A 23,358-nucleotide genomic window follows, 5' to 3' on the forward strand; every position below is an offset into this window, starting at 1 on the left:
GTCATGAGCTTTATGAAGACACTTGCGTCCGTTGCAGTTGGTTTCGCGGCTGCGAAGGGGATGGAGAAATACCAGAAAATGGGCGGAATGGCTGGCTTGCAGGACATGATGCAAGGCGCAGGCGGCGGCCTTGGTATGGATCAGCTTGGCAAAATGGCCGAACAGTTCGGCCTTCCCGGAGGTGCGACAGGCCTTCAGGACATGATGGGTAAGATGGGGCTGGGTGGCAGTGCCGCAGGTGCCGCAGGTGCCGCCGGTCTTGGCGGGCTTTTGAATGCGATGCAGGGGGCGGCCAGAACTGGCAGCCAGCAGACCACCGACATGATGGAGACGGTGTTTGGCGGAACACCAGCCGGGGCTGCCATGGAAGCTCAGGCCAAGCTCATGTTGCGGGCGATGATCCAGGCGGCAAAGGCAGACGGCGAGCTGGACGAGCACGAGAAAGAAACGATCCTCGGAGAGTTGGGCGATGACATCAGTGACGAGGAACGCGCATTCGTGCAGGAACAACTGAACGCACCTGTCGACGTCATGGGTCTGGCAGCTGATTCTGGGGCACCGCTCAGAACGCAGATTTATGCGACATCTCTGGCGGCAATACGGTTGGACAATGATCGTGAGGCCGCATATTTGCGGCAATTGTCCACTGCGCTGGGTCTTTCGGACAGTGAAAGGGACCAGATTCACAGCTATATGGGTGCGCCAACGTTACCGGGTTGAACCTGTGCCCGATTCCTGGGCTGGGATCGTCCGATTGGCCTTGACATGCACGGCGTAGCGCGTAAAAGCGCACGCTCATAGGAATTCAACCGAAAGGCCCCTGCCTTTCCGGACGCAGGAGATAACCATGGCGAAGCCGACGACAATCAAGATCCGTCTGAACTCGACCGCGGGCACGGGCCACTTCTACGTGACCAAAAAGAACGCGCGCACCATGACCGAGAAAATGACCATTCGTAAATACGATCCGGTCGTTCGCAAGCATGTCGAGTACAAGGAAGGCAAGATCAAGTAATCTTGCCGTTCCATTTGGACTTTCCAAAAGGGTTCTGCTTGGCAGAGCCTTTTTTTGTGTTGAGCTCCGGTGGTTTGTTGCCAAGAATGTCAGCATGCCCACCTGGGGCCGTTGCAGGAGCGCATCAGCCACCGATGCAATCGCATGGCCTGTGGCTTGCTTTTTGTGCCGACCTGCAAGTACGCTTGAGCAAACCGCCACAAAATGTTGACCGCCATGAAAAAAATCTTGTTATCCACAATTGCCGTTCTGACTTTGGCGGCCTGTGAAGACCCGTTTAACCGCAAAGGTGTTGGGTTTACCGGAATCGATGGCGAACCCCGCACGATTTCCGACGTTCCCGGAGCCGTCGCATTTCTGCCGCCTGAAACGAATGTCCCGGCCGAGCTGGCAGAACTTCAGACCGTTACTCTCTTGGCTGATGAAGTGGACCCCTCCAAGGTGGCAGCCGTTGCTATCGACAATGGCGGGCGGACGCCGGACAATGCGGTGCAGCTACAGGGCAGCGATACGAATCTGTTCCTGAGCACCGTCAGCGTCAACGGAACCTTGTATGGTGTCCTTCGCACACCGACGAACAGCGTAAAGGTCGACAACTCGGTCGGCGTTGGTTTCGCGCAAGAGGCTGAGCGTTTCACCGGGTGTCTGCCTGCCGGTGATGTGTTCCGCAAAGGCACGTCCGAGCGTAGTTCGGGCTTTGCTGTACCGTTGAATTGCAGCTAAGTCTTACACCTTCTGATGTATCAAGCCCTCGCTGATCTAGCGGGGGCTTTTTCTTTGCGGGGTACGCGGACGTCGTCGCCTTGTCCGCCAGGATTCATGTACCGGGCAAGCGCGATCATCAGTTGGTTCTAAACGAAAAAAGGCCGGTCTGATGACCGGCCTTTCCCTTACGTTGGTTTGCAGTTACTCGCGGTTACCCAAGAATTGCAGCAGGAACATGAACAGGTTGATGAAGTCCAGGTACAGGTTCAACGCGCCCATGATAGCGGCCTTGCCCAGCCATTCCTGATCGCCACTATGGGCCATTTGCAGGTATGTGTTCTTGATATTCTGGGTGTCATAGGCGGTCAGGCCCGCGAAGATCAGAACGCCGATGGCCGAGATTGCAAAGGCAACCGCCGAAGACGCCAGAAAGATGTTCACAACCATCGCGACAATCAGGCCGATCAGGCCCATCATCAGGAAAGTGCCCATGGCGGACAAGTCTTTCTTGGTTGTGTAACCATACAGGGACAGGCCCGCAAACGCGATTGCGGTGATCAGGAAGACCTGAATGACCGACTCACCGGTGAAAACAAGGAAGATCCAGCTGATCGAAACGCCCATCACCGCCGCAAAAACGTAGAACACCAGCTGTGCGGCAGCCGCCGACATACGGTTGATCCCGGCGCTGAAGCCGAAGACAAACAGCAGAGGTGCAAACATGATGACCCAGCGCAGGGGCGACGCGTAAATGCTATAGCCCAGCGATGTCAGATAGGTGTCGGCATTCAACTGTGCTGCTGCGGCTGACGGATCGCTTGTGGTTGCCAGGCCTGCGATGGCCCAGGCTGCTGCGAATGTGATGAGCATGCCTACGGACATAGTGCCATAGACTTTGTTCATATGGGCGCGCAGGCCCTCATCAATCTCGGCAGCGCGCGCGCCGGCCGCCGTCCGGATCGTGTCGAATTGTGCCATCAAAGGGTCTCCCTTTACATAATTATTCAGCCCCCCGGCTGTGCGGGAAGCGTTCTAGGCAAATATCGGCAACTCAGGGCTGTGTTTCAAGTATTTACCGCGGAAAACCAACTAATTTACGCAACAAAAGTGACGGTCCGCATCAGCCGACCGCCACTCATGAAGTTACTATTTGATTTTGCATCACTTCTGCCAGAATTCCGGCGCGTCCCAGACGAAACGGCTGGCTTCGGCATCAGCCTCTGATCTGGAGACTCCGATGTCCTGAAGGGCGCGGTCATCAAGCCGTGCCAGTTGGCGGCGTTGACGCTTCAGGGAAACAGCACGCCTGATGATAGTGCCGAGCGATTGCTTTTGGGGCTTGCAAGGGCGATGAATGGCAATTTGGGTCATATTTATTGTCCTTTCGTCTTTTTTCGATGATTTTTCATGTCTTCATCAATTTCCTTGATTGATATGGGAGAGTATGACATATTTTAAAAACGAATATTTTTGATGGAACCCATAAGGAATTGTGAAGATGCGGAATCTGGACATCACAACCCTGCGTTCATTTGTTGCTGTGGCGGATCAGGGTGGGGTGACGCGCGCTGCAGGTTTCCTGCATCTGACGCAATCTGCGGTCTCGATGCAGTTGAAACGGCTGGAAGAGCTGCTTGGCCTTCAGCTGTTGGACCGCAGTGGCAGAACGATTGCCCTGACCGCGTCAGGTGAACAATTGCTGGCTTATGCGCGCCGTATGATCGCGTTGAATGATGAGGTCATCTCGAAACTGACCGATCAGGCCTTTGAAGGTGAGGTGGTATTGGGGGTTCCTCACGACATAGTTTACCCGGCCATCCCACGGGTCCTGCAACGGTTCAACGCGGATTTCCCGCGAGTCCGAGTTCAGTTGGTGTCGTCTTATTCATTGCAATTGAAAGAGATGTACAAACGTGGCGAATGTGACGTGATCCTGACCACGGAACCGTCGTCGGTGGACGGTGCGGAAACCATTGCAGAGCTGCCCTTGCGCTGGATAGGTGCTCCGGGTGGATCGGCCTGGCGCAAGCGTCCGCTGCCTTTGGCACTTGGACGTCGCTGTTTGTTTCGACCACAGGTGATATCGGCGCTGGATGCAGCCGGTATCCCCTGGGAGCTGTCGGTGGAAACTGAAAACGACCGCACAATCGAGGCCACGGTCAGTGCTGATCTGGCAGTGTATGCAGCACTGGAAGGTACCGAAGCCGCACATCTTGAACAGATCGAAGGCGGGGGTGCGCTACCGGACCTGCCTGCGCATATGATCAACCTGTATGGTGGCGAACCGGGGCGAGACGCGGTTGTCGAAGCGCTGGCGCAGTTAGTGCGTCAGAACTTCCGCCTGCTTGGGGGGGCACAGCTGCGTGCCGTGGTGGGCTGATTGCGGTCAGGGGGTGATCACGATTTTGCCTGTCGATTTACGCTCTTTCAGCAACCGCATGCCCTGCGCGACCTCATCAAGAGGCAAGACGTGGCTGATGTGTGGATTGATGCGGCCCTCGGTGTGCCAGCGGAAAAGTGTGTCAAAACTTTCGCGCACGGCTTCTGGCCTGAATTTCAGATACCCGCCAATGTAAAAGCCGATCACGGTCAGGTTCTTGACCAGCAGATGATTGGCGGGGATTTGCGGAACTTCCCCGCCGGCAAACCCGATGGGCAGCAGACGGCCTTCGGGATTGGTGGCGCGGAAGGCCGCCTTGAACACATCGCCGCCGATTGCGTCATAAACGACATCCGCGCCGCCAAGCGATCTAACCCGCTCCCTCAGGTCCTCTGCGGCATCAATCAGGTGATCGGCCCCTGCGGCGCGGGCAACGGCCAGCTTTTCGGGGCCGCGGGCCTGTGCGATGACGGTGGCGCCCATGAGCTTGCCGATTTCAACTGCGGTCAGCCCGACACCGCCCGCTGCGCCGGTAACCAGAAGCGTCTCGCCGGGTTGCAGTCGGGCGCGGTGGTCAAGCGCCATGTGGCTGGTGCCATAGGCAATCTGGATCGCAGCGGCGTCTTCGAAACGGGTCGTGTCCGGCAGCGGGATCGCGCGATCGGCGTCGAAAACGCCATATTCTGCCAGACCGCCCTGACCGGAATAGACGGCGATCCGATCGCCCGGTTTCAGGGTGGACACACCTGGACCGATGGTATCCACGACACCGGCGATTTCCATACCCAAAGTAAACGGCGCAGGCGGTGTATCCTGATACGTGCCTTTCTGCATCAGCAGATCAGCGAAATTCAACCCGCAGGCTTTGATCGCAACCCGTACCTGACCCTCACCCGGCTCGGGTTTCGGTACATCGCACAGCTGGGCAACTGCCCCGTCAGATCTAATACAATAGGCCTTCATTTGGTTCCTCACGTGCTTGGGGCATAGGCACGTGAGCTGTGCGAGATGTCAATTCCTTATGCGCGGCGTCATGAAACGCCTGAAAATCTGTCGCATGTCCAGCCGGGCCACGCGAACAGCGGGCAGGGCATTTGACGCATACAACCACAGCCCTTGTGAGGGGGGATCGACTCAACCAGCTTGAAAAAAAATTCAAAACCGGCAATATTGGCAAGCAGTGCTGGTAACGGGGGACGGCACAGTCCGGATTTGGGGGCGGTTAAGGAAGCCCCTATTGGTATTGCGATCTCGGACGTCGCACGATCCCGTACAAATGTGTGTGTAGTAGAGGAGAATACCAATGACTCATCACGTCGATGTCCATGTGGGCAAGCGCGTTCGGCATCGCCGCTGGCTGATTGGGATGACCCAGCAACAATTGGCGCAGCAAGTTGGTATCAAGTTTCAGCAAATCCAGAAATATGAGACCGGAGCCAACCGAATCAGCGCGTCCCGCCTGTGGGACATTGCCGAGGCATTGGACGTACCGGTCAGCTTCTTCTTTGAAGGTCTGGAAGAGGCCCAGAAAAGCAGCGCGGAAAAGAAATCTGTTCCAGCCGATCTGATGGGCGATAAAGAAGCCCTGGATCTAGTTCGCTCTTACTACGCAATTCCGGAAAACCAGCGCCGCCGCCTGTTTGAACTTGCACGTGTCCTCAGCGACGTCGCCTGATCAGACCGGCTTGACTTTGCCAGGTAATGCCCGCACCAGAGTGCCATGCATCCGGCGAGTTTAAGCGACATTGAAATTGCAGAAGAAATGGCCGAAGCGGCACGCGCGGCCATTCTTCCTTTTTTTCGTCAGACCAATCTGGAAACTGCGAACAAGCTGACCGAAGGGTTTGACCCCGTCACCGTGGCGGACCGGGCCGCCGAAAAAGCCATGCGAGAGGTTCTGTCCCGGTTGCGCCCCGAAGATGGCGTGTTGGGTGAAGAATACGGTGCGCACAAAGGCAGCAGCGGCCGAACCTGGGTCTTGGACCCCATCGACGGGACGCGCGGGTTTATCAGTGGTACACCAACCTGGGGCGTTCTGATCGCGCTCAGCACAGCAGATGGGCCGATCATGGGGGTGATTGATCAGCCCTACATTGGCGAACGCTTTGTCGGATCGACAGCTGGTGCGCAGCTTACAGGGCCGCTGGGGACCAGTAAGCTGCAAACACGGGGGACGAAATCTCTAGCGCAGGCGACGCTGTTCACCACTTTTCCTGAAGTCGGCACCCCGGATGACCGGGCCGGGTTTCAGGCCGTATCAGAACAGGTGCAACTGACCCGGTATGGAATGGACTGCTACGCTTATGCCTTGTTAGCCGCTGGGCAGGCGGATCTGGTGATCGAAGCAGGGCTGAACTCGTATGACATTCAGGCCCCTATTGCGGTTATTCAGGCGGCAGGTGGAATTGTGACCGACTGGCAAGGCGGCCCGGCGCATGAGGGCGGTCGTGCATTGGCCGCAGCCAACGCAGAGATACATGCAGAGGCGCTTCAGATCCTGCGTCGGTTCTGAAACCTGTTGTCGCAGATCCCGATGGCGGGTACATAATACACAGTCGGTTCTTGAGCCCGTTTTCCGCCGACCTTCGCACTCCTTGCAAGAGACGGGCAGATGCAGGAGCGCGACATGACAGAAATCCTACTTAAAAACGCTGATCTGATCCTGACGATGGACGAGTCCCGGCAGGAACTCCCCGGGGCTGACATTTTGATCCGCGACGGCCAGATCGCGGGGATCGGGCACGGATTGCAGGCACAAGGCGAGGTTCACGATGCTTCGGGCTGTATGGTGACACCCGGGCTGGTGAACACTCATCACCATCTTTACCAAACATTGACCCGCGCGGTGCCGGGCGGGCAGGATGCATTGCTGTTCGGGTGGCTTCAGACACTCTATCCGATTTGGGCGAAGTTCGGTCCAGACGAGATGTTCACCTCGGCCCAGATCGGTTTGGCAGAGCTGGCGCTGTCAGGCTGTACGCTCAGTTCTGATCACCTGTACCTCTATCCCAATGGTTCGCGGCTGGAGGACACGATTGCTGCCGCATCCGAGTTGGGGATGCGATTTCACCCGACACGCGGCGCGATGAGCATTGGTGAAAGTGATGGCGGCCTGCCACCGGACAGTCTGGTTGAAGAAGAAGCAGCCATACTGGACGACATGATCCGTGTCGTGGATGCGTTTCACGATCCGTCAGAAGGATCGATGTGCCGTGTGGGTCTGGCCCCGTGTTCACCGTTCTCGGTCAGCCGGGACCTGATGCGCGATGCAGCCCTTCTGGCACGGGACAAAGGTGTGATGTTGCATACGCATCTGGCTGAAAACGATGAAGATATCGCCTATTCACAGGCTCAGTTCGGTTGTCGGCCCGGTCAATACGCCGAAGATCTGGGTTGGACTGGCCCGGATGTGTGGCACGCCCATTGTGTCAAGTTGGACGGGGCCGAGATTGATCTGTTTTCACGTACGAAAACTGGTGTCGCTCATTGCCCATGTTCGAACTGCCGTCTGGGATCAGGCATCGCGCCGGTGCGGACGATGCGCGATGCGGGGGTAAAGGTAGGCCTCGGCGCTGATGGCTCCGCCAGTAATGACAACGGTAATCTGATGCTTGAGGCCCGGCAGGCGCTGCTGTTGCAACGGGTGGTCAATGGGGCGGATGCGATGTCGGCCCGCGAAGCATTGGAGATTGCAACACGTGGCGGGGCCGATGTGCTGGGGCGTCCCGACTGCGGGCGGCTTATGCCGGGAAAACGCGCGGATGTCGCTGTCTGGGATATGCGCAGTATCGAATGCGCAGGCAGCTGGGACCCGGCAGCTCTGCTTCTGGCCGGTCCGATGCAAGTAAAGCACCTGTTTGTCGAAGGCCGCCAGATCGTGCGGGATGGGCATATCACCACGATTGACCTGCCCCGCGTGATTGAGCGTCAAAACAGTCTTGCCAAGGGGTTGCAGGCCTAGGCGGCCTGCCGCCCACCAATCCAGACCTCGGCCACAGCCCGATCATCACCCATCATGATGGTCGGGAAGATTGCCTCCCAAACATCGTTTGCACAAGCTTCGCGCTGGGCGATGGCCGGGGTCGAGGCGAGATCAATCACGACCAGATCCGCCTCCATTCCCGGAGCAATGTTGCCGATGCAATCATCCATCCGCAGGCTGCGCGCCGACCCGACTGTACCCAGCCACAGCAATTGCGCCGGATGCAGGGGGCGCCCACGCAACTGACCGATTTCATATGCGGCAGCCATGGTGCGAAGCATTGAAAAACTTGATCCGCCACCGGTATCCGTTGCCAAACCGATCCGGTGGCCATCGTGGATCAAGCCGTTCATGTCGAACAGACCCGACCCTATGAAGGTGTTCGAGGTGGGGCAGTGGATCAGCGACGCATCAACCTCGCGCAGACGATCGCGTTCCCGGTCTTCCAGATGGATGACATGCCCATAAAGTCCGTTCTGCCCCAGCAGCCCGAACTTTTCGTAAGTGTCCAGATAGTCCCGCGCATCGGGAAACAGGGAGCGGACCCACTCGATTTCGTCTGTCTGCTCGCTCAGGTGTGTTTGCATCAGGCAATGGGGATGCTCCGCCCAAAGCGCGCCCATGGCCTCAAGCTGTTCAGGGGTGGACGTCGGTGAAAACCGGGGCGTGATGGCATAGGACAGGCGGTCGACACGGTGCCATTTCTCAAGCAGCGCGGCAGATTGGTCATAGGCGGTCTGGGCTGTGTCACGCAGACCTTCAGGCGCATTGCGATCCATGCAGGTCTTGCCCGCGACCACGCGCTGTCCCCGTTGCAGCGCGGCAGTGAAAAAGGCATCCACGCTTTCGGGGTGGATGGTGCAAAAACTGCACATCGTCGTGGTGCCATGGGCGGCAGTCAGATCCAGATAACGGTTGGCGATTTCAGAGGCGTATTCAGGATCACCAAACTTCATCTCTTCCGGGAAGGTGTAGGTGTTCAGCCAGTCGATCAACCGCTTACCCCAACTGGCAATCATGGCCGTCTGTGGGTAGTGCACATGCGGGTCAACGAAACCTGCAATGATCAGGTGATTGCCATGGTCCTTGATGACGGCATCAGGGTGACGCCGCATCAGCGCATCAGACGCGCCGACATCGGCAACGCGCCCTTTGTCAATCACGACAGCTTCGTCCAATCGGGTCGCTTCGGTTGGCTCTCCGTCAAAGGGTGAGCCTGTGAAACTCAGAACGCGCCCTTTCAAAAGCGTCTTTTGCGCCATTTGCCCTGTTCTCCACCTGTTTGGGACCGCGCTGTAGCATAGGCAGACGAAAGAAGTGGGTAAATCGGCGCATTGTCATTGTTTTCTGGTAGCTGCTTCTTCTATTTAGGGGCCAATCGCCGAAAGAAGGGGGCAGCGCATGACGACAGGCAGTGATCAAGCCGAACACGATCTGCCCCACGACGAAGACGCGTATGCACTGGATCGCCGGACAGTGGCGGCGATCCTATACGCCGTCGATGTGGATGATCGCGACAAGCTGATTGAGCTGATGGAGCCACTGCACGCGGCTGATATCGCTGACCTTCTGGAGCAGATCAATCCTTATGACCGGGCGCGGCTGATCCGGCTTTATGACAAGGAATTTGACGGTGACATCCTGTCTGAACTGGACGAAGCGGTCCGCGAGGAAATCATCGCCGTCCTGACCCCCGAGGTTCTGGCGGAAGCCGTGCGCGAGATGGAAAGCGACGACGTCGTTGACCTTCTGGAAGATCTTGAGGAACCGCAGCAGGAAGCCATTCTGGGCGCGCTCGAAGATTCCGAGCGGCTAGCGGCGCAACAGGCGCTTGCTTACCCCGAGAATTCGGCTGGTCGTTTGATGCAGCGCGAGGTCGTCATGGCGCCCGAGCATTGGACCGTCGGTCAGGCCATCGACTTCATGCGTGCCAATGACGATCTGCCCGAGCAGTTCTATCATGTTGTTCTGGTCGATCCGCGCCTGAAACCAACAGCGCAGGTGACATTGGGCAAGCTGATGGCGTCCCGTCGTGAGGTGCCGTTGCGCGATCTGGCGGAAGAGGAGTTTCACATCATCCCCGTTGATCAGGACGAGGAGGACGTGGCTTACGCCTTCAACCAGTATCACCTGATCTCGGCCCCTGTAGTGGATGCCGATGGGCGTCTGGTTGGTGTGATCACCATCGATGACGCGATGGTCGTTCTGGATGAAGAGCACGAAGAAGACATCCTGCGCCTTGCCGGTGTGAGCGACGAAAGCTCTCTGTCCGACAGTGTCGCGGCGACCAGTCGGCGACGGTTGCCGTGGCTGGCGGTAAACCTGTGCACAGCGATATGTGCTTCGTTGGTAATCTCGCAATTTGCGGCGGCAATTGACCAGCTTGTCGCGCTGGCCATCCTGATGCCGATTGTTGCATCCATGGGGGGCAATGCGGGTACTCAGTCGCTAACCGTTGCAGTGCGCGCACTGGCGACGCGCGACCTGACCAATTCAAACGTGATGCGCGTTATCAGGCGGGAACTGCTGGTGGGCATGTTGAACGGGCTCTGTTTTGCCATTGTACTGGGGACCGTGGGGATGCTGTGGTTCGGTTCACCTTGGCTGGGTGTCGTGATTGGGTCAGCCTTGGTCGTGAACATGATCATCGCGGGCTTTGCAGGTACGGTAGTACCGGTGGTGCTGGATCGTCTGGGAATTGACCCGGCTCTGGCGTCAGGAACCTTTGTGACAACCACAACCGATGTCATGGGGTTCTTCATCTTTCTTGGGCTTGCCAGTGTGGTGCTATTGTGACCGATCTGACTGAAATCAAAGCAGCTGCACGCAAAGCGGCATTTGCGCGCCGCAAGGTCGCGTTCGACACGCGTGTTCCCGGTGCGGCCGGACGTTTGTCCGAGGTTCTGGCGGGTTATCGCGGTGTACCCTTGGCAGGCTACATGCCAATCCGAACCGAGATCGACCCGGTATCCGCCATGGCTGAAGCTGCCGCTTATGGACCTGTTGGGGTTCCCGTGATCCAAGCCGCTGGAAAACCTCTGAAATTTTCGCGCTGGACGCCAGAAGGACCGCTGAAAGACGGTCCATTCGGTGCCAGAGTGCCCGAGGTTGATGATTATTTCGACCCCGAGATCCTGATCGTGCCGCTGGTGGCTTTTGATGCCAACGGCGGGCGTCTGGGATATGGCGGCGGATTTTATGATCGCACGCTGGAAGGATTGCGAGGCAAGCGCGCGACACTGGCAATCGGTTTCGCTTTTGACGCGCAAGAGGCGCAGGATCTGCCGCTGGAGCCGACCGATCAGCCGCTGGACATGGTTGTCACGGAAAGCCGGGTGCTGACGTTCTAAGCCTCATTGCTGAAAGTGGCCGCGTAGATAGTCCCAGGCATCCACTTCCGTGCCGTCCTTCAGGATGCAGACACCAAAGACGCTTCCGTCTTCGTTCTTCCGAAGTTGGTAAACTCCATCATTCTCGACGCAAAAGGTTGCCGCGGGATTGGGCATGGATGTCTTTGTGCCTTGCGCCATAACGCCCGAAGCGACCACAAGGCCGAATGTCAATATTGCCAATAACTTCACAACATATCCTTTTGATATAAGCGCATGGCTAAGACTTTGCCACGCCTGCAAGCAATTTCAAGTTCGGGCTCAACTTAAATTTCACGGTTCCGCCTTGTTATTGCCCAGCACAGCCCCTACGACCCGGATCATGAGGATTTTGTTTCTTGGTGATGTCATGGGGCGCGCGGGGCGCGCGGCCGTTCAGCAACATTTGCCGCGCCTGCGCGACGAATGGCGGCTGGATTTCGTTGTGGTCAATGGCGAAAACGCGTCGAACGGCATGGGGTTGAGCGGCGATCACGCCAAGCTGCTGCTGGATGCCGGTGCAGATTGCCTGACATTGGGCGACCATGCGTTCGACCAGAAAGACATGCTGCAATATATCGAGAAAGAACAGCGCATCGTGCGCCCGGTGAACTATGCCAAGGGCGCGCCGGGGCGGGGGCACCGGCTGTTCAACGCACCCGGAGGGCGCAAGGTTCTGGTGGTGCAGGTGTTGGGGCAGGTCTTTATGAAACGGCCATTCGACGACCCGTTCTCGGCCATAGAGCCCATCCTGAAATCGCACCCCAGGGGCGGGCAGGCACAAGCCATCATTGTCGATATGCATTGTGAGGCGACGTCCGAGAAGATGGCCATGGGTCACTATTGCGACAAGCGCGCCAGCCTTGTGGTGGGCACACATACCCATGTACCGACAGCGGATTCGCAGATTCTGCCGGGCGGCACAGGCTATCTGACGGATGCGGGCATGTGCGGCGACTATGACTCGGTCATTGGTATGGACAAGCAGGAACCGATGCGCCGGTTCATAACCGGGATGCCCAAGACCCGGTTTACCCCTGCCAATGGCGAGGCCACGCTGAGCGGAGTGTTCGTCGAAACGGATGATCGCGACGGTCAGGCCAAATCTGTTCGCATGGTGCGCGTTGGTGGGCGTTTGGAACAAGCCGGGCCTGATTAACGAACGTCGGGCTTGCCCTGCCACGCGCAATGCGTGAAACTGCATGTCATCAGGCGCTTGGGCCAGGGTTCGGACAGAATACCACGAATGAATTTCCTTTCACTGACAGAGACGGGCAGCGCAATTCTGGCGCTGCTGATTGTTGCGAGCATGTTCGTCATGTTCCTGCGCGAGGTTTATCCGACCGAGGTCGTGGCCATCGGCGGTGTCTCACTGATGCTGGTCACAGGGATATTGCCCTATCAAAGCGCGCTGGCGGTCTTGTCCAATCCCGCGCCCTGGACGATTGGGGCGATGTTCATCATCATGGGGGCCTTGGTGCGGACCGGGGCCTTGGACGCCTTCACGTCGACCGCGCAAAGGCAGGCGCAGGTCAACCCGCGCATTGCCATCGGATTGCTGATGGGGTTTGTCGTTCTGGCCTCGGCTTTTGTGTCTAACACGCCCGTTGTTGTGGTCATGATCCCGGTCTTTGTTCAGATCGCCCGCACCCTGAACGTTCCCGCGTCAAAGCTGCTAATTCCGCTCAGCTATGCCGCCATTCTTGGCGGGACACTGACATTGATCGGAACGTCCACCAACCTGCTGGTGGATGGTGTGGCCCGCGCGCAGGGGATGAAAGCCTTTTCGATATTCGAGGTCACGCCGCTGGGGATTGCACTGGTGATCTACGGCATGGTCTATCTGCGCTTCATCGCCCCCAGATTACTGCCCGAGCGGGACAGCATGGCCTCGCTGCTCAGCGACCGGTCCAGAATGAAGTTTTTCACCGAAGCGGTCATTCCGCCCGACAGCAACCTGATCGGGCGTGAAGTGACCGGCGTTCAGTTGTTCAAACGTCCCGGCGTGCGTCTGATCGATGTGGTCCGGGGCGATGAATCGCTGCGGCGCAATCTGAAGGGCGTTGAATTGCAGGTCGGTGACCGCGTAGTTCTGCGCACCGAGATGACCGAACTTCTGAGCCTACAGAGCAACAAAGAGCTGAAGCGTGTGGATCAGGTTTCTGCTGTCGAGACCAAGACGGTCGAGGTGCTGATCACACCCGGATGCCGTTTGGTGGGTCGGACCCTTGGAATGATGCGACTTCGGCGTCGGTATGGTGTCTATGTGCTGGCCGTTCACCGTCGCAATCAGAATATCGGTCGCCAGTTGGATGATCTGGTGGTTCGGGTAGGGGATACATTACTGCTGGAGGGCGCCCCGGCAGATATCCAGCGCCTTGCGGCGGACATGGACATGGTGGATGTCAGCCAACCTTCTGCACGCGCCTTCCGTCGCAGCCATGCGCCAATTGCAATTGGCGCGCTGGTCGGGATCGTCGTCCTTGCAGCGCTGGGTGTCGCGCCGATCCTGCTGTTATCGATTGTGGCCGTAGCCGTGGTTCTTCTGACCCGCTGCATCGACGCGGACGAGGCGTTCTCCTTTGTCGAAGGTCGCCTGTTGGCGCTGATCTTCGCGATGCTCGCCATCGGTGCGTCACTGGACAGCTCTGGTGCGGTTTCACTGATTGTCGAGGCCGTGGCACCGGGATTAAGCGCTCTGCCGCCCTTCCTGATCATCTGGGCGATCTATCTGCTGACCTCGGTGCTGACCGAACTGGTTTCCAACAATGCGGTTGCGGTTGTGGTCACGCCTATAGCCATCGGGCTGGCCCAGGCCGTCGGAATGGACCCGCGCCCGTTGGTGGTTGCGGTTATGGTGGCGGCTTCGGCGTCCTTTGCAACACCGATCGGATACCAGACTAACATGATGGTCTACGGCCCTGGCGGTTACAGGTTCACCGATTTCATGAAGGTGGGTGTTCCGCTTAACCTGACGGTCGGATTGTTGGCATCCCTTCTTATTCCATTGATCTGGCCTTTGTGATTTCGGCGCAGAATCGCCACTTTGTCGAAGCGCATCTTGCAAAGATCCAAGGGCACACGATCTTTTGCGAAGAGGGTTTGCAAAAGGATTTGACCGATGCAGCATTTGGGTCGCGCAATATGGGCGGGTGCAGCAACTTGGGCAGCTTTAAGCGGTGTCGCTATTGCCGGTATTGTTGAAGGGACCGCCACATACCGAGAGCGCATTGCACTGCCACCGGACGCAACCCTTTATGTCGAGCTTCAGGATATCTCGCTGGCCGATGCTCCCGCTGTCACGCTTGCCGCGCAACGGTATGCGCTGAGCGGGGTGCCCGCGCAGTTCAAATTGACCTATGACGATGCACTGATCATGGATGCTCATCGCTATAGCGTTCGGGCATCTGTGATGCAGGGGCAAAACCTGCTGTTCACCACAGATACCGTTTACCCCGTTCTGACGAATGGGGCAGAAAATGCCGCTGATCTTCTGTTGGTTCAGGTCCAGGGGCAGGGGGCGGCAACGCTGGACAACACCCAATGGGCCGCCTCGGGCCTGAATGGTGCGCCTGTCGAATCCGAGAAACGCCCCGAGCTTGTTTTTGGTCAGGATGGGGTTTTTTCAGGAAGCAGCGGCTGCAACCGGTTCAGCGGTCAGGCCGAGATTTCCGGTAATCGCATTGCGTTTCCAGACAACATGGCTGCAACACTCATGGCGTGCCCGCCCCCGCTGGACGCGGTTGAGCGGCAATTCCTGCAAGCCTTGCAGAACGTCACGACATTCGCGATGCAGGGCAACGCTCTGGCTCTGCTGGATGCGCAGGGCCAACCGGTGATCAAACTGGTGCGCAAGTAACAGGGAAAGTGCGTCAGGCGACGGCCCTTGAACGCCCGGCATTGCGACCGGAAAAGATGCAGCCGCCCAGGAATGTGCCCTCCAGCGCGTTGTAGCCGTGATAGCCGCCACCGCCGAATCCGGCGACTTCGCCAGCAGCGAACAGGCCCGGTACGACATTGCCGTCTGATCCAATCATCTGACTGTCCAGATTGGTCTGCAACCCACCCAGAGATTTGCGTGTCAGAATATGCAGCTTGACGGCAATCAGCGGGCCGTTGGCCGGATCCAGAAACTTATGCGGTTTGGCTGTGCGGATCAGTTTATCTCCGCGATAATTGCGCGCGGCAAGGATCGCCATCATCTGCGCATCTTTCGAAAAAGGGTTGTCGACCTGCGAATCCCGGGCTTCGATCTGGGCACGCAGTTGAGCCTCATCTATCGGAGTGTCGCCCAGATGGTTCATGCCGTTGACCAGTTCAGTCAGCGTTTTTGCAACAACAAAGTCCTCACCCTTTTCCTTGAACGCCTCGACCGGAGCAGTTGCGCTGGAACCTGACAGAATGCGCTGGCGGATAACCTCTTTCCAGCTGCCCGAAGTGAAGTCGGGGTTTTGTTCCGACCCGGACAGCGCAAATTCCTTTTTGATCACCTTCTGGGTCAGAACGAACCAGCTGTATTCATATCCGGTTTTCAGGATCTCACGCAGTGTCCCCAATGTGTCGAACCCCGGCAGACAGGGCGGTGCCAGGCGGTTGCCCCTGGCGTCAAACCACATTGAACTTGGGCCGGGCAGGATGCGAATGCCGTGGGCGGGCCAGATCGGGTCCCAGTTGCGGACGCCTTCGGTGTAATGCCACATCCGATCACCATTGATGACATGGCCCCCCGCTTTTTCGCTGATTGCGATCATGCGGCCATCAACGTGAAAGGGTACCCCTGCAACCATGTCTTTGGGAGGCTCACCCAAACGGTCCCGGGGCCAATTTTGACGCACCATGTCAAAATTGCCGCCAATACCGCCGGAGGTGACGATGATCGACGGGGCATAAACTTCGAACTCGCCAACCTCATCGCGGTTGGTTTTGCCACCGCGCTGGGAGGTGTCATCGGCCAGAATTTCTCCGGAAACACCTTTGGCGGTTCCGTTCTGCATGATGATATGGCTGACCTGGTGGCGGAACTTCATCTGGATCAATCCGGCGCTGACATGGTCGCGGACACGTCGGATAAAGTGTTCAAGAACGCCGGGGCCGGTGCCCCATGTGATGTGAAAGCGCGGGACCGAGTTGCCGTGCCCCGTCGCATAAGACCCGCCACGTTCGGCCCAGCCAACGACCGGAAACCAGCGCAGGCCCATTTCGTGCAGCCACTGACGCATCTCGCCAGCCGCAAACTCGATATAGGCTTCGGCCCATTTGCGGGGCCATGCGTCTTCGTCACGGTCAAACTGTGCGCTGCCCATCCAGTCGCGCAACGCCAGATCGTGGCTGTCGCGTATACCCATGCGGCGCTGTTCGGGGGTGTCGACCATGAACAGTCCACCAAGGCTCCAGAACGCCTGACCGCCCAGAAAGGTTTCGGGTTCCTGATCGAGTATGATTACCTTTTTGCCTCGGTCGCCCAGTTCGGCTGCGGCGGCCAATCCGGCCAGACCAGCACCGATTACGATCGCATCAGCAGTGTTGTTTGTCATAACGGTCCTTTCAGCGCCTGCGGAACCAGACAAGAAACGGCAGAACCACGGCGTACATCGTAATGCCATAAACCGCCGAGGGCAGGGCCAGCGGGCTGAACCCGCTTTCGGTATTCGTGATCAGCGCCGCCAGTGTAATGCCCAGCGTGGAGTTTTGAATACCGGTTTCGATCGAGATCGTCTTGCACTCATTCCAGGACAGGTTTGATATCCGCGCAAGCCCCAGCCCGATTAACAGCAGGGTGATATTCAAAGAAATCAAGCCTGCGCCCATGATGCCAAGATTGTCGACGAACAATTGCCAGTTCCCGGCCAGTGCCGCGGCAACGATCAGCACGAACAAAACGGTCGCGAGCGTTGACAATCCCGGCTCTACGCGGTTTGCGAACTCCGTTGCAAAGTAGCGAATTCCGACCCCGATTGCCACAGGCAGCGTTGTTATCAGAAACAATGCAACAGCCAGCCCGGTGATCGAAACCTCGGGGGCTTCGTCGCCCATGAAGTGCCTGATCGACCACGCGGCCAGTATTGGCACGGTCACCATCGACAAAAGGCTGATCACCGCGGTCAGGCTGACTGAAAGCGCGACATCGGCTTTGGCGAGCTTGGAGAGGATGTTGCTGGTTACGCCGCCCGGGCAAAAACTGAGCAGCATGAAACCAACCGCGATCTCGGGGGGCAATGCAAAGATTGTGACCGTCACAAAGGCTGCGACTGGCAAGAGAACAATCTGGCTTACCGCCCCGATGGCAAAGGCGCGTCGCCGGCTCAGGATACGACGGAAGTCTGCCACCTCCAGCCCGATGCCCAGAGACAACATGATAATGGCAAGCGACACCGGCAAGCCGACATTCAAAAGCAAATCCAAGGACAACCCCTCCCAAAGTTGCGTCAGATCAGCCTATGCGAGGGGGCAAGGCGCAGGCAACCGCGCCGTTGGGTCACTCGTATCGCTGGACGAAACGGCGCAGGATTTCACCGGGTTGCGTAACCTCTGCCGAATGGCAATGGTCGATCAGTTTCTGCGCGTCTTCGGGCGGGAAGTAGCCATGGTTCTTGTAGATGTTGATGCGTTGTTCAAAGTCTTTGGCATCGGCTTCCGGGTGGAACTGAGTGGCATAGACGTTCTGGCCCCAGCGGATCATCTGGAACGGGCAGGGGTCGGACGCAACAAGGTGAACGCAGCCCTCGGGCAGGGTTTGAACCGCTTCTTTGTGACCAACAAAAGCATCAAAGGTGGCGTCCAATTCTGCGGTAAGCGGGTCTTGTTGTCCTTCGGGGGTCAGTTGGCACCTGGACGGCCCCACAGGTTCGCTGTACCGGGCTTTACTGACGTTGCCATCCAGATGTACGGCCAGAATACCAAGGCCATAGCAGCAGCCCATGAACGGGTGATCCTGTTCGATGATCTGCGGCATCAACCCCATGATCGCAGCCTCGATCCGGGCATCCAGCGGGGATTTGGTTGCGGGGTCATCACTGACGCATCCCGGTCCGCCGCCTACAATAACCCCCGCATAGTCGGCGACTTTCAGCCCTTCCGGCAGGTCTTCGCAATCCAGACGGATGCGGTGTGTGCGTTCGGGCGATAACCCGCTGCGGTTCAGGATCGAAGCATATTCTGCGTCGGAGGCATCCGTTTCCGGGCGCAGTTGCAGGATCAAAAAGCGTTTCATGATCAGCCTTTACCCGTCACAGCGGCCAAAAGACAAGGATGGCGGGGACGGAAACCGCGATGATCAGAGCCTCCAGCGGCAGGCCCATGCGCCAGTAGTCGCCAAAATGATAGCCGCCGGGGCCCAGAACCAGCGTGTTGTTCTTGTGACCGATAGGCGTCAGGAACGCAGCCGAAGCCGCAACGGCAACGGTCATCAGGAAAGGGTCGGGCGACACCCCGAGCGTTTGGGCCATCTGGATGCCCACCGGTGCCGCGACGATGGCGGTGGCGGTGTTGTTCAGTACATCCGACAAGGTCATCGTCACGACCATCAGTACCGTCAGGATCGCCCATGCAGGCAGACCGTTAGTCAGCTGGATCAGCGCATTGGCAATCAGCTCGGTGCCGCCGGATGTTTCCAAAGCGCTGCCCAGTGGGATCATCGAACCCAGCAGCACGACAACGGGCCATTCGATGTGGTTATAGATCTCCGTGATTGGCATGACTTTGGTAAGCACATAGGCAATGACGACAAGCCCCAATGCGACTGGAAGGTAAATCAACCCAACACTGGCCGCAAAGACGGCAGCGGCAAACAGACCGATGGCCAGCCAGGCCTTGTCGTTTGCCGTCACGTTCAATCCGCGTTCGGCCAGTGGCAGACACCCCAGCCAATCGGTCACATCAGCGCTGCGATCACGAGGGCAAAGCAGCAGCAGGATGTCTCCCGGTTGAACCTCGGTCTTGCGAACCTGTTCGGTGATCTGACGACCCTGACGCGAGATGCCCATCAGGACGGTACTTTGGCGCCAGGCCAACCCGATACCCTGCGCAGTACGGCCGCTTATGCGCGCGCTTTCGGGAACGACCACTTCGATTACTTCCAGACCTTCGCCCTCGGCAGTCAGCAGCTCTTGCCGTCGTGTGTCCGAGAAATCCAGTTTCAGCGCAGAACGGAATTCGTCCAGTGCTTCGGGGCGTGCTTCCAGCACCAACGCGTCGCCATCGTTCAATGTGGCATGGGTTGACCGACCATATCGCCGTTTCCCATCCCGGATCAGGCCGATGATAGCCACGTCGGATTTTTCGGCCGTTTCATAAAGCTCGCTGACCCGTTTGCCGATATGGGCAGAGCCCGGCGGGATCGTCAGTTCGGCAATGTATTCGGCCAGTACCTCGGATGTTTCTTGTTGCACGCCGCGATTGGGGATCAATCGCCATCCGATCAGCGCGACAAATGCCAGACCGGCAATCGCTGCTATTCCACCAACAGGGGCGAAATCGAACATGTGAAACGGCTCGCCGAGCGTTTCCTGCCGGATCGAGGCGATAATGATATTCGGAGGGGTACCGATCAGGGTGACCATGCCCCCCAGAATGGTAGCAAAGCTCAGCGGCATCAGGGACAGGCTCGGAGGGCGACTTGCTTTGCGCGCGGTCTGAATATCCACGGGCATCAGCAGGGCAAGCGCCGCGACATTGTTCATGAAGGCCGACAGAATCGCACTGATCCCGCCCATCAGGGCGATATGCGCGCCCAGCCCCCGTGACGCATCAACCAGAGTGCGGGTGATCAGAAAGACCGCACCCGACCTGACCAAACCGGCAGAGACCACAAGCACCAGCGCGACGATAATTGTCGCCGGGTGGCCAAAGCCCGCAAAGGCGCCACCCACCGGCACAACACCCAGAACGACGCCGATCATAAGCGCGGCAAAAGCCACAAGATCGTATCGAAACCGACCCCAAAGCAGCATTCCGAAGACAGTGATGAAAAGGGCAAAAAGTATGATCTGATCTGTCGTCATGCCGTCACCATACAAGGCGGTGAGGTCGTCGCAAGCCGCTCTCTTGATCCTGCCCCCCGCAAACGTCTATATGAGCGCCGAACACGCAAACATGATGACGAGGACGCACTATGGCAGGCCACTCCAAATGGGCCAACATCCAGCACCGCAAGGGGCGTCAGGACGCCGCGCGGTCCAAACTGTTTTCCAAACTGTCAAAAGAGATCACCGTGGCCGCCAAGATGGGCGACCCCGATCCCGACAAGAACCCGCGCCTGCGTCTGGCGGTGAAAGAAGCCAAGTCGAACTCGGTCCCCAAGGACGTGATCGACCGCGCGATCAAGAAATCCCAAGCGGGTGAAGGCGACGATTACGAAGAAATCCGCTATGAGGGCTATGGGCCCAATGGTGTTGCGGTAATTGTCGAAACCATGACCGACAACCGCAACCGGACCGCATCGACCGTTCGTTCCACGTTCTCGAAGAACGGTGGCAATCTGGGCGAGACCGGCTCGGTTGGGTTCATGTTTGACCGCAAGGGTGAGGTCATTTACCCGGCAGATGCTGGCGATGCCGACACGATTTTTGAGGCCGCCATTGAGGCCGGAGCCGAAGACGTCGAAAGCTCGGAAGACGGTCACATCATCTGGTGCGCGGATACCGATCTGAACGATGTCTCCTCTGCATTGGAAACCGCGCTTGGAGAATCAGAATCCACCAAGCTGGTCTGGAAACCGACCACAACGACGGAACTGGGCCTTGAGGACATGCAAAAGCTGATGAAGCTGGTCGATGCGCTGGAAGACGATGACGACGTGCAGCGTGTCACGACCAACTTCGAAGCCACCGATGAGGTCATGGCGCAGCTTTAAGCTGACCCATACCAGCTCATTGAAACCCGGTCGCAACGGCCGGGTTTTTTGGTTTTTGATGGTTTTATTGAATTATTGGCTGAAACAGTCGATGCGCTTAGGCTGAAAGTGCGGGAAATACAGAAAACACGAAGACACAGTACGAATGACATCCGAAACTTCCGATCAGACCAAGCGCAACGTGCCCGTCCTGGCCGGGCAAAGTATCCTGTCTCAGGTCGCGTGGACGCTCGGCAGCCCGTCGGTTGTTTTGCCGTTTTTAGCCGTTTCCTTCGAGTTGCCGATGTTTGTGGCGGGGGCGCTGGTGTCGGTGCGGATGGTCGGTTGTTTAATTGCGGACTTCTTTTTAGCGCAACCCGTTGCGGCAAGAAGCAAGAAGAAACGTGCAATTGCGCTGACCGAAGCGGTCATTGGCGCCTGTCTGGTTCTGGCAATCGCTGCGGCCGCAACCGGGGCTGTCCCATTGATCGCGGCGGTTTTCCTGTCTGTATTTCTGGTGATCGGGCTTGTCAGCGAAGTGCAGACCCTGATGCTTACGGATCTGCTCGGGGACCACGTTCAGGCGCGTTCGCGCATGGTCATGCAATACCTGCAACTTGGTGCCGGGGGGCTATGTGCCATTGGCCTTGCGTTGCTGGTGCATCAGTTCACCAAGGATAATCCACCCTTTTCGCGCCATTCAGTCATGATTGGCGTTTCGGTTTTATTCTTCCTGCTGTCGGGTCTGTTCATGCTGGCGATGACGGAAACCGTGCGTGAGGGTGCACCGACGACGCCGCAGAAGTCCGAAAGGGGCATTTCGATTAAGGCGAATATCAAGGGTATTCTGGACATGTTCGAATACCAATGGTTCCGGCGGTATATGATCATGCGTCTGCCCTTGGTTGCTGTGTCGCTGTCTGTTCCGTTCTTCGGTCTCATCGCAGCCGAAGCGCATCACAGCTCGACACAGGGATTGACCGCGATGATCGTTTCTTCCGCTTCGGGATATCTTGTATCGGGTCCTCTGTGGCAAACCATCAACATGAAATCCCATCGTGCGGTCATGGTGGTCGGGACATTGATGGTCGCCGCAACAGGCAGTGTCCTTTTGGTGTTCCACTATTTGGGCATTGACCATCAGGTTCATTTGCATGCAATTGCGCTGTTCATTGTCACCGTTGCGGTGACCGGGATCAGCAGTGCGCGCAAGCTCTATTTTCTGGATGTGGCACCCAAAGAGCAGCGGGTGCGGGGATCGGCGGCGGTCAAGGCGTTCGCGCGTTTAACCGCGGTGTTGTTGTCTGCGGGCCTTGCCGCTGTCGCCCATATGCACGAGGTCGCGATGGCCGTCGCATTCATCGTCGTCGCCAGTCTGGTGTCCTGTATAAACTGCTACCGCATGATGCAACCAGAACGGAAAAAGGCGGAACAGCCCTCGAATTGAGTTTTTGGCGAGCGTCGCGAAAGCCTCAGAAGAAGGATGAAATCTCTTCCAGGGGTTTCTTGAGTTTTGCCACAGCAGGCACAGTCGCTCCTTCTGACGGGTGTCCCACCGCGATAATCATGGTTGGTTTTTCCGACGCGGGCCGGTCCAGCGCGTCGTTCAGAAACCGCATCGGGTTTGGGGTGTGGGTCAGGGTGCTGAGGCCCGCGTGATGCAGCGCGGCAATCAGAAAGCCGGTGGCAATGTTCACACTTTCCGGGACGTAGTAGTTCTTGTACCGCGTTCCATCCTCGAATTGCCCCCAGCGCTGGGCAAAAACCACGATCAGCCAGGGGGCGATTGTCAGATGTTCTTTGACCGCGTTGGTGCCGATGGGCTCCAGCGCCTTGATCCATTCATCCCCGGCGCCACCTGCGTAGAACCGGCGTTCTTCTTCTTCGGCTTCTTCCCGGATGCGGTGTTTCAGGGCAGGGTCCGAGATGGCTGCAAAATGCCAGGGTTGGTGATTGGCGCCTGACGGGGCGGTACCCGCAGTGCGCAGACTGGTTTCGATTACCTCACGGGCAACGGGGCGGGGGCTGAAATCCCGGATAGTATGACGCTGACGCATCTTTTCATAAAATGCCTGCGCC

At 57.8% G+C, this 23,358-nt stretch carries 24 protein-coding genes; 14 read left to right on the forward strand and 10 right to left on the reverse strand.

Annotated features, from left to right (window positions below):
• The first annotated feature begins 3 nt into the window (after nt 1-3).
• The 3 genes from ACR0DY_RS10670 (at nt 4) to ACR0DY_RS10680 (ending at nt 1,738) form a co-directional block, all read left to right on the forward strand.
• The gene (locus ACR0DY_RS10670; RefSeq protein ID WP_480486393.1) at nt 4-720 is read left to right on the forward strand and encodes a DUF533 domain-containing protein; all 717 of its coding nucleotides are present in this window, start codon (nt 4-6) and stop codon (nt 718-720) included.
• Nucleotides 721-847: 127 nt separating this feature from the next.
• Nucleotides 848-1,015 carry a 50S ribosomal protein L33 gene (gene rpmG, locus ACR0DY_RS10675; protein WP_037309480.1) on the forward strand — a complete coding sequence of 56 codons (168 nt, stop codon included), beginning with the start codon at nt 848-850 and terminating at the stop codon, nt 1,013-1,015.
• A gap of 216 nt (nt 1,016-1,231) precedes the next feature.
• Nucleotides 1,232-1,738 carry a hypothetical protein gene (locus ACR0DY_RS10680; protein WP_480486391.1) on the forward strand — a complete coding sequence of 169 codons (507 nt, stop codon included), beginning with the start codon at nt 1,232-1,234 and terminating at the stop codon, nt 1,736-1,738.
• Between the two features lie 183 nt (nt 1,739-1,921).
• Here ACR0DY_RS10680 and ACR0DY_RS10685 read toward each other — a convergent pair whose 3' ends face one another.
• Nucleotides 1,922-2,698 carry a Bax inhibitor-1/YccA family protein gene (locus ACR0DY_RS10685; RefSeq protein ID WP_209504618.1) on the reverse strand — a complete coding sequence of 259 codons (777 nt, stop codon included), beginning with the start codon at nt 2,696-2,698 and terminating at the stop codon, nt 1,922-1,924.
• A 183-nt stretch (nt 2,699-2,881) separates the two neighbouring features.
• Complete coding sequence (locus tag ACR0DY_RS10690) at nt 2,882-3,091, reverse strand: DUF1127 domain-containing protein (protein ID WP_267367668.1); 210 nt, start codon at nt 3,089-3,091, stop codon at nt 2,882-2,884.
• Between the two features lie 127 nt (nt 3,092-3,218).
• Between ACR0DY_RS10690 and ACR0DY_RS10695 the strand changes: the two genes are divergently transcribed.
• Nucleotides 3,219-4,100 carry a LysR family transcriptional regulator gene (locus ACR0DY_RS10695; protein WP_480482000.1) on the forward strand — a complete coding sequence of 294 codons (882 nt, stop codon included), beginning with the start codon at nt 3,219-3,221 and terminating at the stop codon, nt 4,098-4,100.
• 6 nt (nt 4,101-4,106) lie between these two features.
• Here the strand turns inward: ACR0DY_RS10695 and ACR0DY_RS10700 are convergent, their stop codons facing one another.
• Nucleotides 4,107-5,063, reverse strand: a complete 957-nt coding sequence (locus tag ACR0DY_RS10700; protein WP_480481998.1) for an NADPH:quinone oxidoreductase family protein — start codon at nt 5,061-5,063, stop codon at nt 4,107-4,109.
• 340 nt (nt 5,064-5,403) lie between these two features.
• On the opposite strand from ACR0DY_RS10700, the gene ACR0DY_RS10705 reads away from it, so the two are divergent.
• From ACR0DY_RS10705 to ACR0DY_RS10715, 3 genes are all read left to right on the forward strand, one after another.
• Nucleotides 5,404-5,775, forward strand: coding sequence for a helix-turn-helix domain-containing protein (locus tag ACR0DY_RS10705; RefSeq protein ID WP_267365354.1), 372 nt, complete (start codon nt 5,404-5,406; stop codon nt 5,773-5,775).
• A gap of 45 nt (nt 5,776-5,820) precedes the next feature.
• Nucleotides 5,821-6,612, forward strand: coding sequence for a histidinol-phosphatase (gene hisN / locus ACR0DY_RS10710; RefSeq protein WP_267365356.1), 792 nt, complete (start codon nt 5,821-5,823; stop codon nt 6,610-6,612).
• A 114-nt stretch (nt 6,613-6,726) separates the two neighbouring features.
• Complete coding sequence (locus ACR0DY_RS10715) at nt 6,727-8,061, forward strand: 8-oxoguanine deaminase (RefSeq protein WP_480898232.1); 1,335 nt, start codon at nt 6,727-6,729, stop codon at nt 8,059-8,061.
• Here the strand turns inward: ACR0DY_RS10715 and guaD are convergent.
• The gene (gene guaD / locus ACR0DY_RS10720; protein WP_480481992.1) at nt 8,058-9,344 is read right to left on the reverse strand and encodes a guanine deaminase; all 1,287 of its coding nucleotides are present in this window, start codon (nt 9,342-9,344) and stop codon (nt 8,058-8,060) included. The genes ACR0DY_RS10715 and guaD overlap by 4 nt on opposite strands.
• A 139-nt stretch (nt 9,345-9,483) precedes the next feature.
• On the opposite strand from guaD, the gene mgtE reads away from it, so the two are divergent.
• Nucleotides 9,484-10,878: a magnesium transporter gene (mgtE, locus tag ACR0DY_RS10725; protein ID WP_267365362.1), complete on the forward strand. Its 1,395-nt coding sequence runs from the start codon at nt 9,484-9,486 to the stop codon at nt 10,876-10,878.
• Nucleotides 10,875-11,432: a 5-formyltetrahydrofolate cyclo-ligase gene (locus tag ACR0DY_RS10730; protein ID WP_480545773.1), complete on the forward strand. Its 558-nt coding sequence runs from the start codon at nt 10,875-10,877 to the stop codon at nt 11,430-11,432. Before mgtE ends, ACR0DY_RS10730 begins: the two co-directional genes overlap by 4 nt.
• A 3-nt stretch (nt 11,433-11,435) precedes the next feature.
• On the opposite strand, the gene ACR0DY_RS10735 is transcribed toward ACR0DY_RS10730, so the two are convergent.
• Nucleotides 11,436-11,663 carry a putative hemolysin gene (locus ACR0DY_RS10735; protein WP_267365364.1) on the reverse strand — a complete coding sequence of 76 codons (228 nt, stop codon included), beginning with the start codon at nt 11,661-11,663 and terminating at the stop codon, nt 11,436-11,438.
• Between the two features lie 130 nt (nt 11,664-11,793).
• Here ACR0DY_RS10735 and ACR0DY_RS10740 point away from each other — a divergent pair, with 130 nt between their 5' ends.
• The 3 genes from ACR0DY_RS10740 (at nt 11,794) to ACR0DY_RS10750 (ending at nt 15,309) form a co-directional block, all read left to right on the forward strand.
• Nucleotides 11,794-12,609 (forward strand): TIGR00282 family metallophosphoesterase, encoded by an 816-nt coding sequence (locus ACR0DY_RS10740; RefSeq protein ID WP_209504607.1) that lies wholly within the window; start codon nt 11,794-11,796, stop codon nt 12,607-12,609.
• Between the two features lie 87 nt (nt 12,610-12,696).
• Complete coding sequence (locus ACR0DY_RS10745) at nt 12,697-14,475, forward strand: SLC13 family permease (protein WP_480481988.1); 1,779 nt, start codon at nt 12,697-12,699, stop codon at nt 14,473-14,475.
• A gap of 96 nt (nt 14,476-14,571) precedes the next feature.
• Nucleotides 14,572-15,309 (forward strand): YbaY family lipoprotein, encoded by a 738-nt coding sequence (locus ACR0DY_RS10750; protein ID WP_480486381.1) that lies wholly within the window; start codon nt 14,572-14,574, stop codon nt 15,307-15,309.
• 13 nt (nt 15,310-15,322) lie between these two features.
• On the opposite strand, the gene ACR0DY_RS10755 is transcribed toward ACR0DY_RS10750, so the two are convergent.
• From ACR0DY_RS10755 to ACR0DY_RS10770, 4 genes are all read right to left on the reverse strand, one after another.
• Nucleotides 15,323-16,984 (reverse strand): FAD-binding dehydrogenase, encoded by a 1,662-nt coding sequence (locus ACR0DY_RS10755; RefSeq protein ID WP_480898235.1) that lies wholly within the window; start codon nt 16,982-16,984, stop codon nt 15,323-15,325.
• 10 nt (nt 16,985-16,994) lie between these two features.
• Nucleotides 16,995-17,852 carry a bile acid:sodium symporter family protein gene (locus ACR0DY_RS10760; protein ID WP_480545771.1) on the reverse strand — a complete coding sequence of 286 codons (858 nt, stop codon included), beginning with the start codon at nt 17,850-17,852 and terminating at the stop codon, nt 16,995-16,997.
• 73 nt (nt 17,853-17,925) lie between these two features.
• Nucleotides 17,926-18,660: a glutamine amidotransferase gene (locus tag ACR0DY_RS10765; protein WP_480481980.1), complete on the reverse strand. Its 735-nt coding sequence runs from the start codon at nt 18,658-18,660 to the stop codon at nt 17,926-17,928.
• 16 nt (nt 18,661-18,676) lie between these two features.
• Nucleotides 18,677-20,449, reverse strand: a complete 1,773-nt coding sequence (locus ACR0DY_RS10770) for an SLC13 family permease (RefSeq protein WP_480545770.1) — start codon at nt 20,447-20,449, stop codon at nt 18,677-18,679.
• 110 nt (nt 20,450-20,559) lie between these two features.
• Between ACR0DY_RS10770 and ACR0DY_RS10775 the strand changes: the two genes are divergently transcribed.
• Together ACR0DY_RS10775 and ACR0DY_RS10780 are read left to right on the forward strand one after the other, a co-directional pair.
• The gene (locus tag ACR0DY_RS10775) at nt 20,560-21,300 is read left to right on the forward strand and encodes a YebC/PmpR family DNA-binding transcriptional regulator (protein ID WP_480481976.1); all 741 of its coding nucleotides are present in this window, start codon (nt 20,560-20,562) and stop codon (nt 21,298-21,300) included.
• A 145-nt stretch (nt 21,301-21,445) separates the two neighbouring features.
• Complete coding sequence (locus tag ACR0DY_RS10780) at nt 21,446-22,726, forward strand: MFS transporter (protein WP_480545769.1); 1,281 nt, start codon at nt 21,446-21,448, stop codon at nt 22,724-22,726.
• Between the two features lie 25 nt (nt 22,727-22,751).
• On the opposite strand, the gene ACR0DY_RS10785 is transcribed toward ACR0DY_RS10780, so the two are convergent.
• Nucleotides 22,752-23,358, reverse strand: a 607-nt coding sequence (locus ACR0DY_RS10785) for a nitroreductase family protein (RefSeq protein ID WP_480898238.1), incomplete at its 5' end; no start/stop codon positions are given.

Source organism: Ruegeria sp. O6 (assembly GCF_056535045.1).

Excerpts from the sequence above, each read along its gene's own strand:
- ACR0DY_RS10690 (WP_267367668.1), bottom strand. The coding sequence starts at position 3,091 with ATGACCCAAATTGCCATTCATCGCCCTTGCAAGCCCCAAAAGCAATCG.
- ACR0DY_RS10775 (WP_480481976.1), top strand. The coding sequence starts at position 20,560 with ATGGCAGGCCACTCCAAATGGGCCAACATCCAGCACCGCAAGGGGCGT.
- guaD (WP_480481992.1), bottom strand. The coding sequence starts at position 9,344 with ATGGCGCAAAAGACGCTTTTGAAAGGGCGCGTTCTGAGTTTCACAGGC.
- mgtE (WP_267365362.1), top strand. The coding sequence starts at position 9,484 with ATGACGACAGGCAGTGATCAAGCCGAACACGATCTGCCCCACGACGAA.
- ACR0DY_RS10765 (WP_480481980.1), bottom strand. The coding sequence starts at position 18,660 with ATGAAACGCTTTTTGATCCTGCAACTGCGCCCGGAAACGGATGCCTCC.
- ACR0DY_RS10755 (WP_480898235.1), bottom strand. The coding sequence starts at position 16,984 with ATGACAAACAACACTGCTGATGCGATCGTAATCGGTGCTGGTCTGGCC.
- ACR0DY_RS10705 (WP_267365354.1), top strand. The coding sequence starts at position 5,404 with ATGACTCATCACGTCGATGTCCATGTGGGCAAGCGCGTTCGGCATCGC.
- ACR0DY_RS10770 (WP_480545770.1), bottom strand. The coding sequence starts at position 20,449 with ATGACGACAGATCAGATCATACTTTTTGCCCTTTTCATCACTGTCTTC.
- ACR0DY_RS10700 (WP_480481998.1), bottom strand. The coding sequence starts at position 5,063 with ATGAAGGCCTATTGTATTAGATCTGACGGGGCAGTTGCCCAGCTGTGC.
- ACR0DY_RS10685 (WP_209504618.1), bottom strand. The coding sequence starts at position 2,698 with ATGGCACAATTCGACACGATCCGGACGGCGGCCGGCGCGCGCGCTGCC.
- ACR0DY_RS10740 (WP_209504607.1), top strand. The coding sequence starts at position 11,794 with ATGAGGATTTTGTTTCTTGGTGATGTCATGGGGCGCGCGGGGCGCGCG.
- hisN (WP_267365356.1), top strand. The coding sequence starts at position 5,821 with ATGCATCCGGCGAGTTTAAGCGACATTGAAATTGCAGAAGAAATGGCC.
- ACR0DY_RS10680 (WP_480486391.1), top strand. The coding sequence starts at position 1,232 with ATGAAAAAAATCTTGTTATCCACAATTGCCGTTCTGACTTTGGCGGCC.
- ACR0DY_RS10715 (WP_480898232.1), top strand. The coding sequence starts at position 6,727 with ATGACAGAAATCCTACTTAAAAACGCTGATCTGATCCTGACGATGGAC.
- ACR0DY_RS10695 (WP_480482000.1), top strand. The coding sequence starts at position 3,219 with ATGCGGAATCTGGACATCACAACCCTGCGTTCATTTGTTGCTGTGGCG.
- ACR0DY_RS10745 (WP_480481988.1), top strand. The coding sequence starts at position 12,697 with ATGAATTTCCTTTCACTGACAGAGACGGGCAGCGCAATTCTGGCGCTG.
- ACR0DY_RS10670 (WP_480486393.1), top strand. The coding sequence starts at position 4 with ATGAGCTTTATGAAGACACTTGCGTCCGTTGCAGTTGGTTTCGCGGCT.
- ACR0DY_RS10750 (WP_480486381.1), top strand. The coding sequence starts at position 14,572 with ATGCAGCATTTGGGTCGCGCAATATGGGCGGGTGCAGCAACTTGGGCA.
- rpmG (WP_037309480.1), top strand. The coding sequence starts at position 848 with ATGGCGAAGCCGACGACAATCAAGATCCGTCTGAACTCGACCGCGGGC.
- ACR0DY_RS10780 (WP_480545769.1), top strand. The coding sequence starts at position 21,446 with ATGACATCCGAAACTTCCGATCAGACCAAGCGCAACGTGCCCGTCCTG.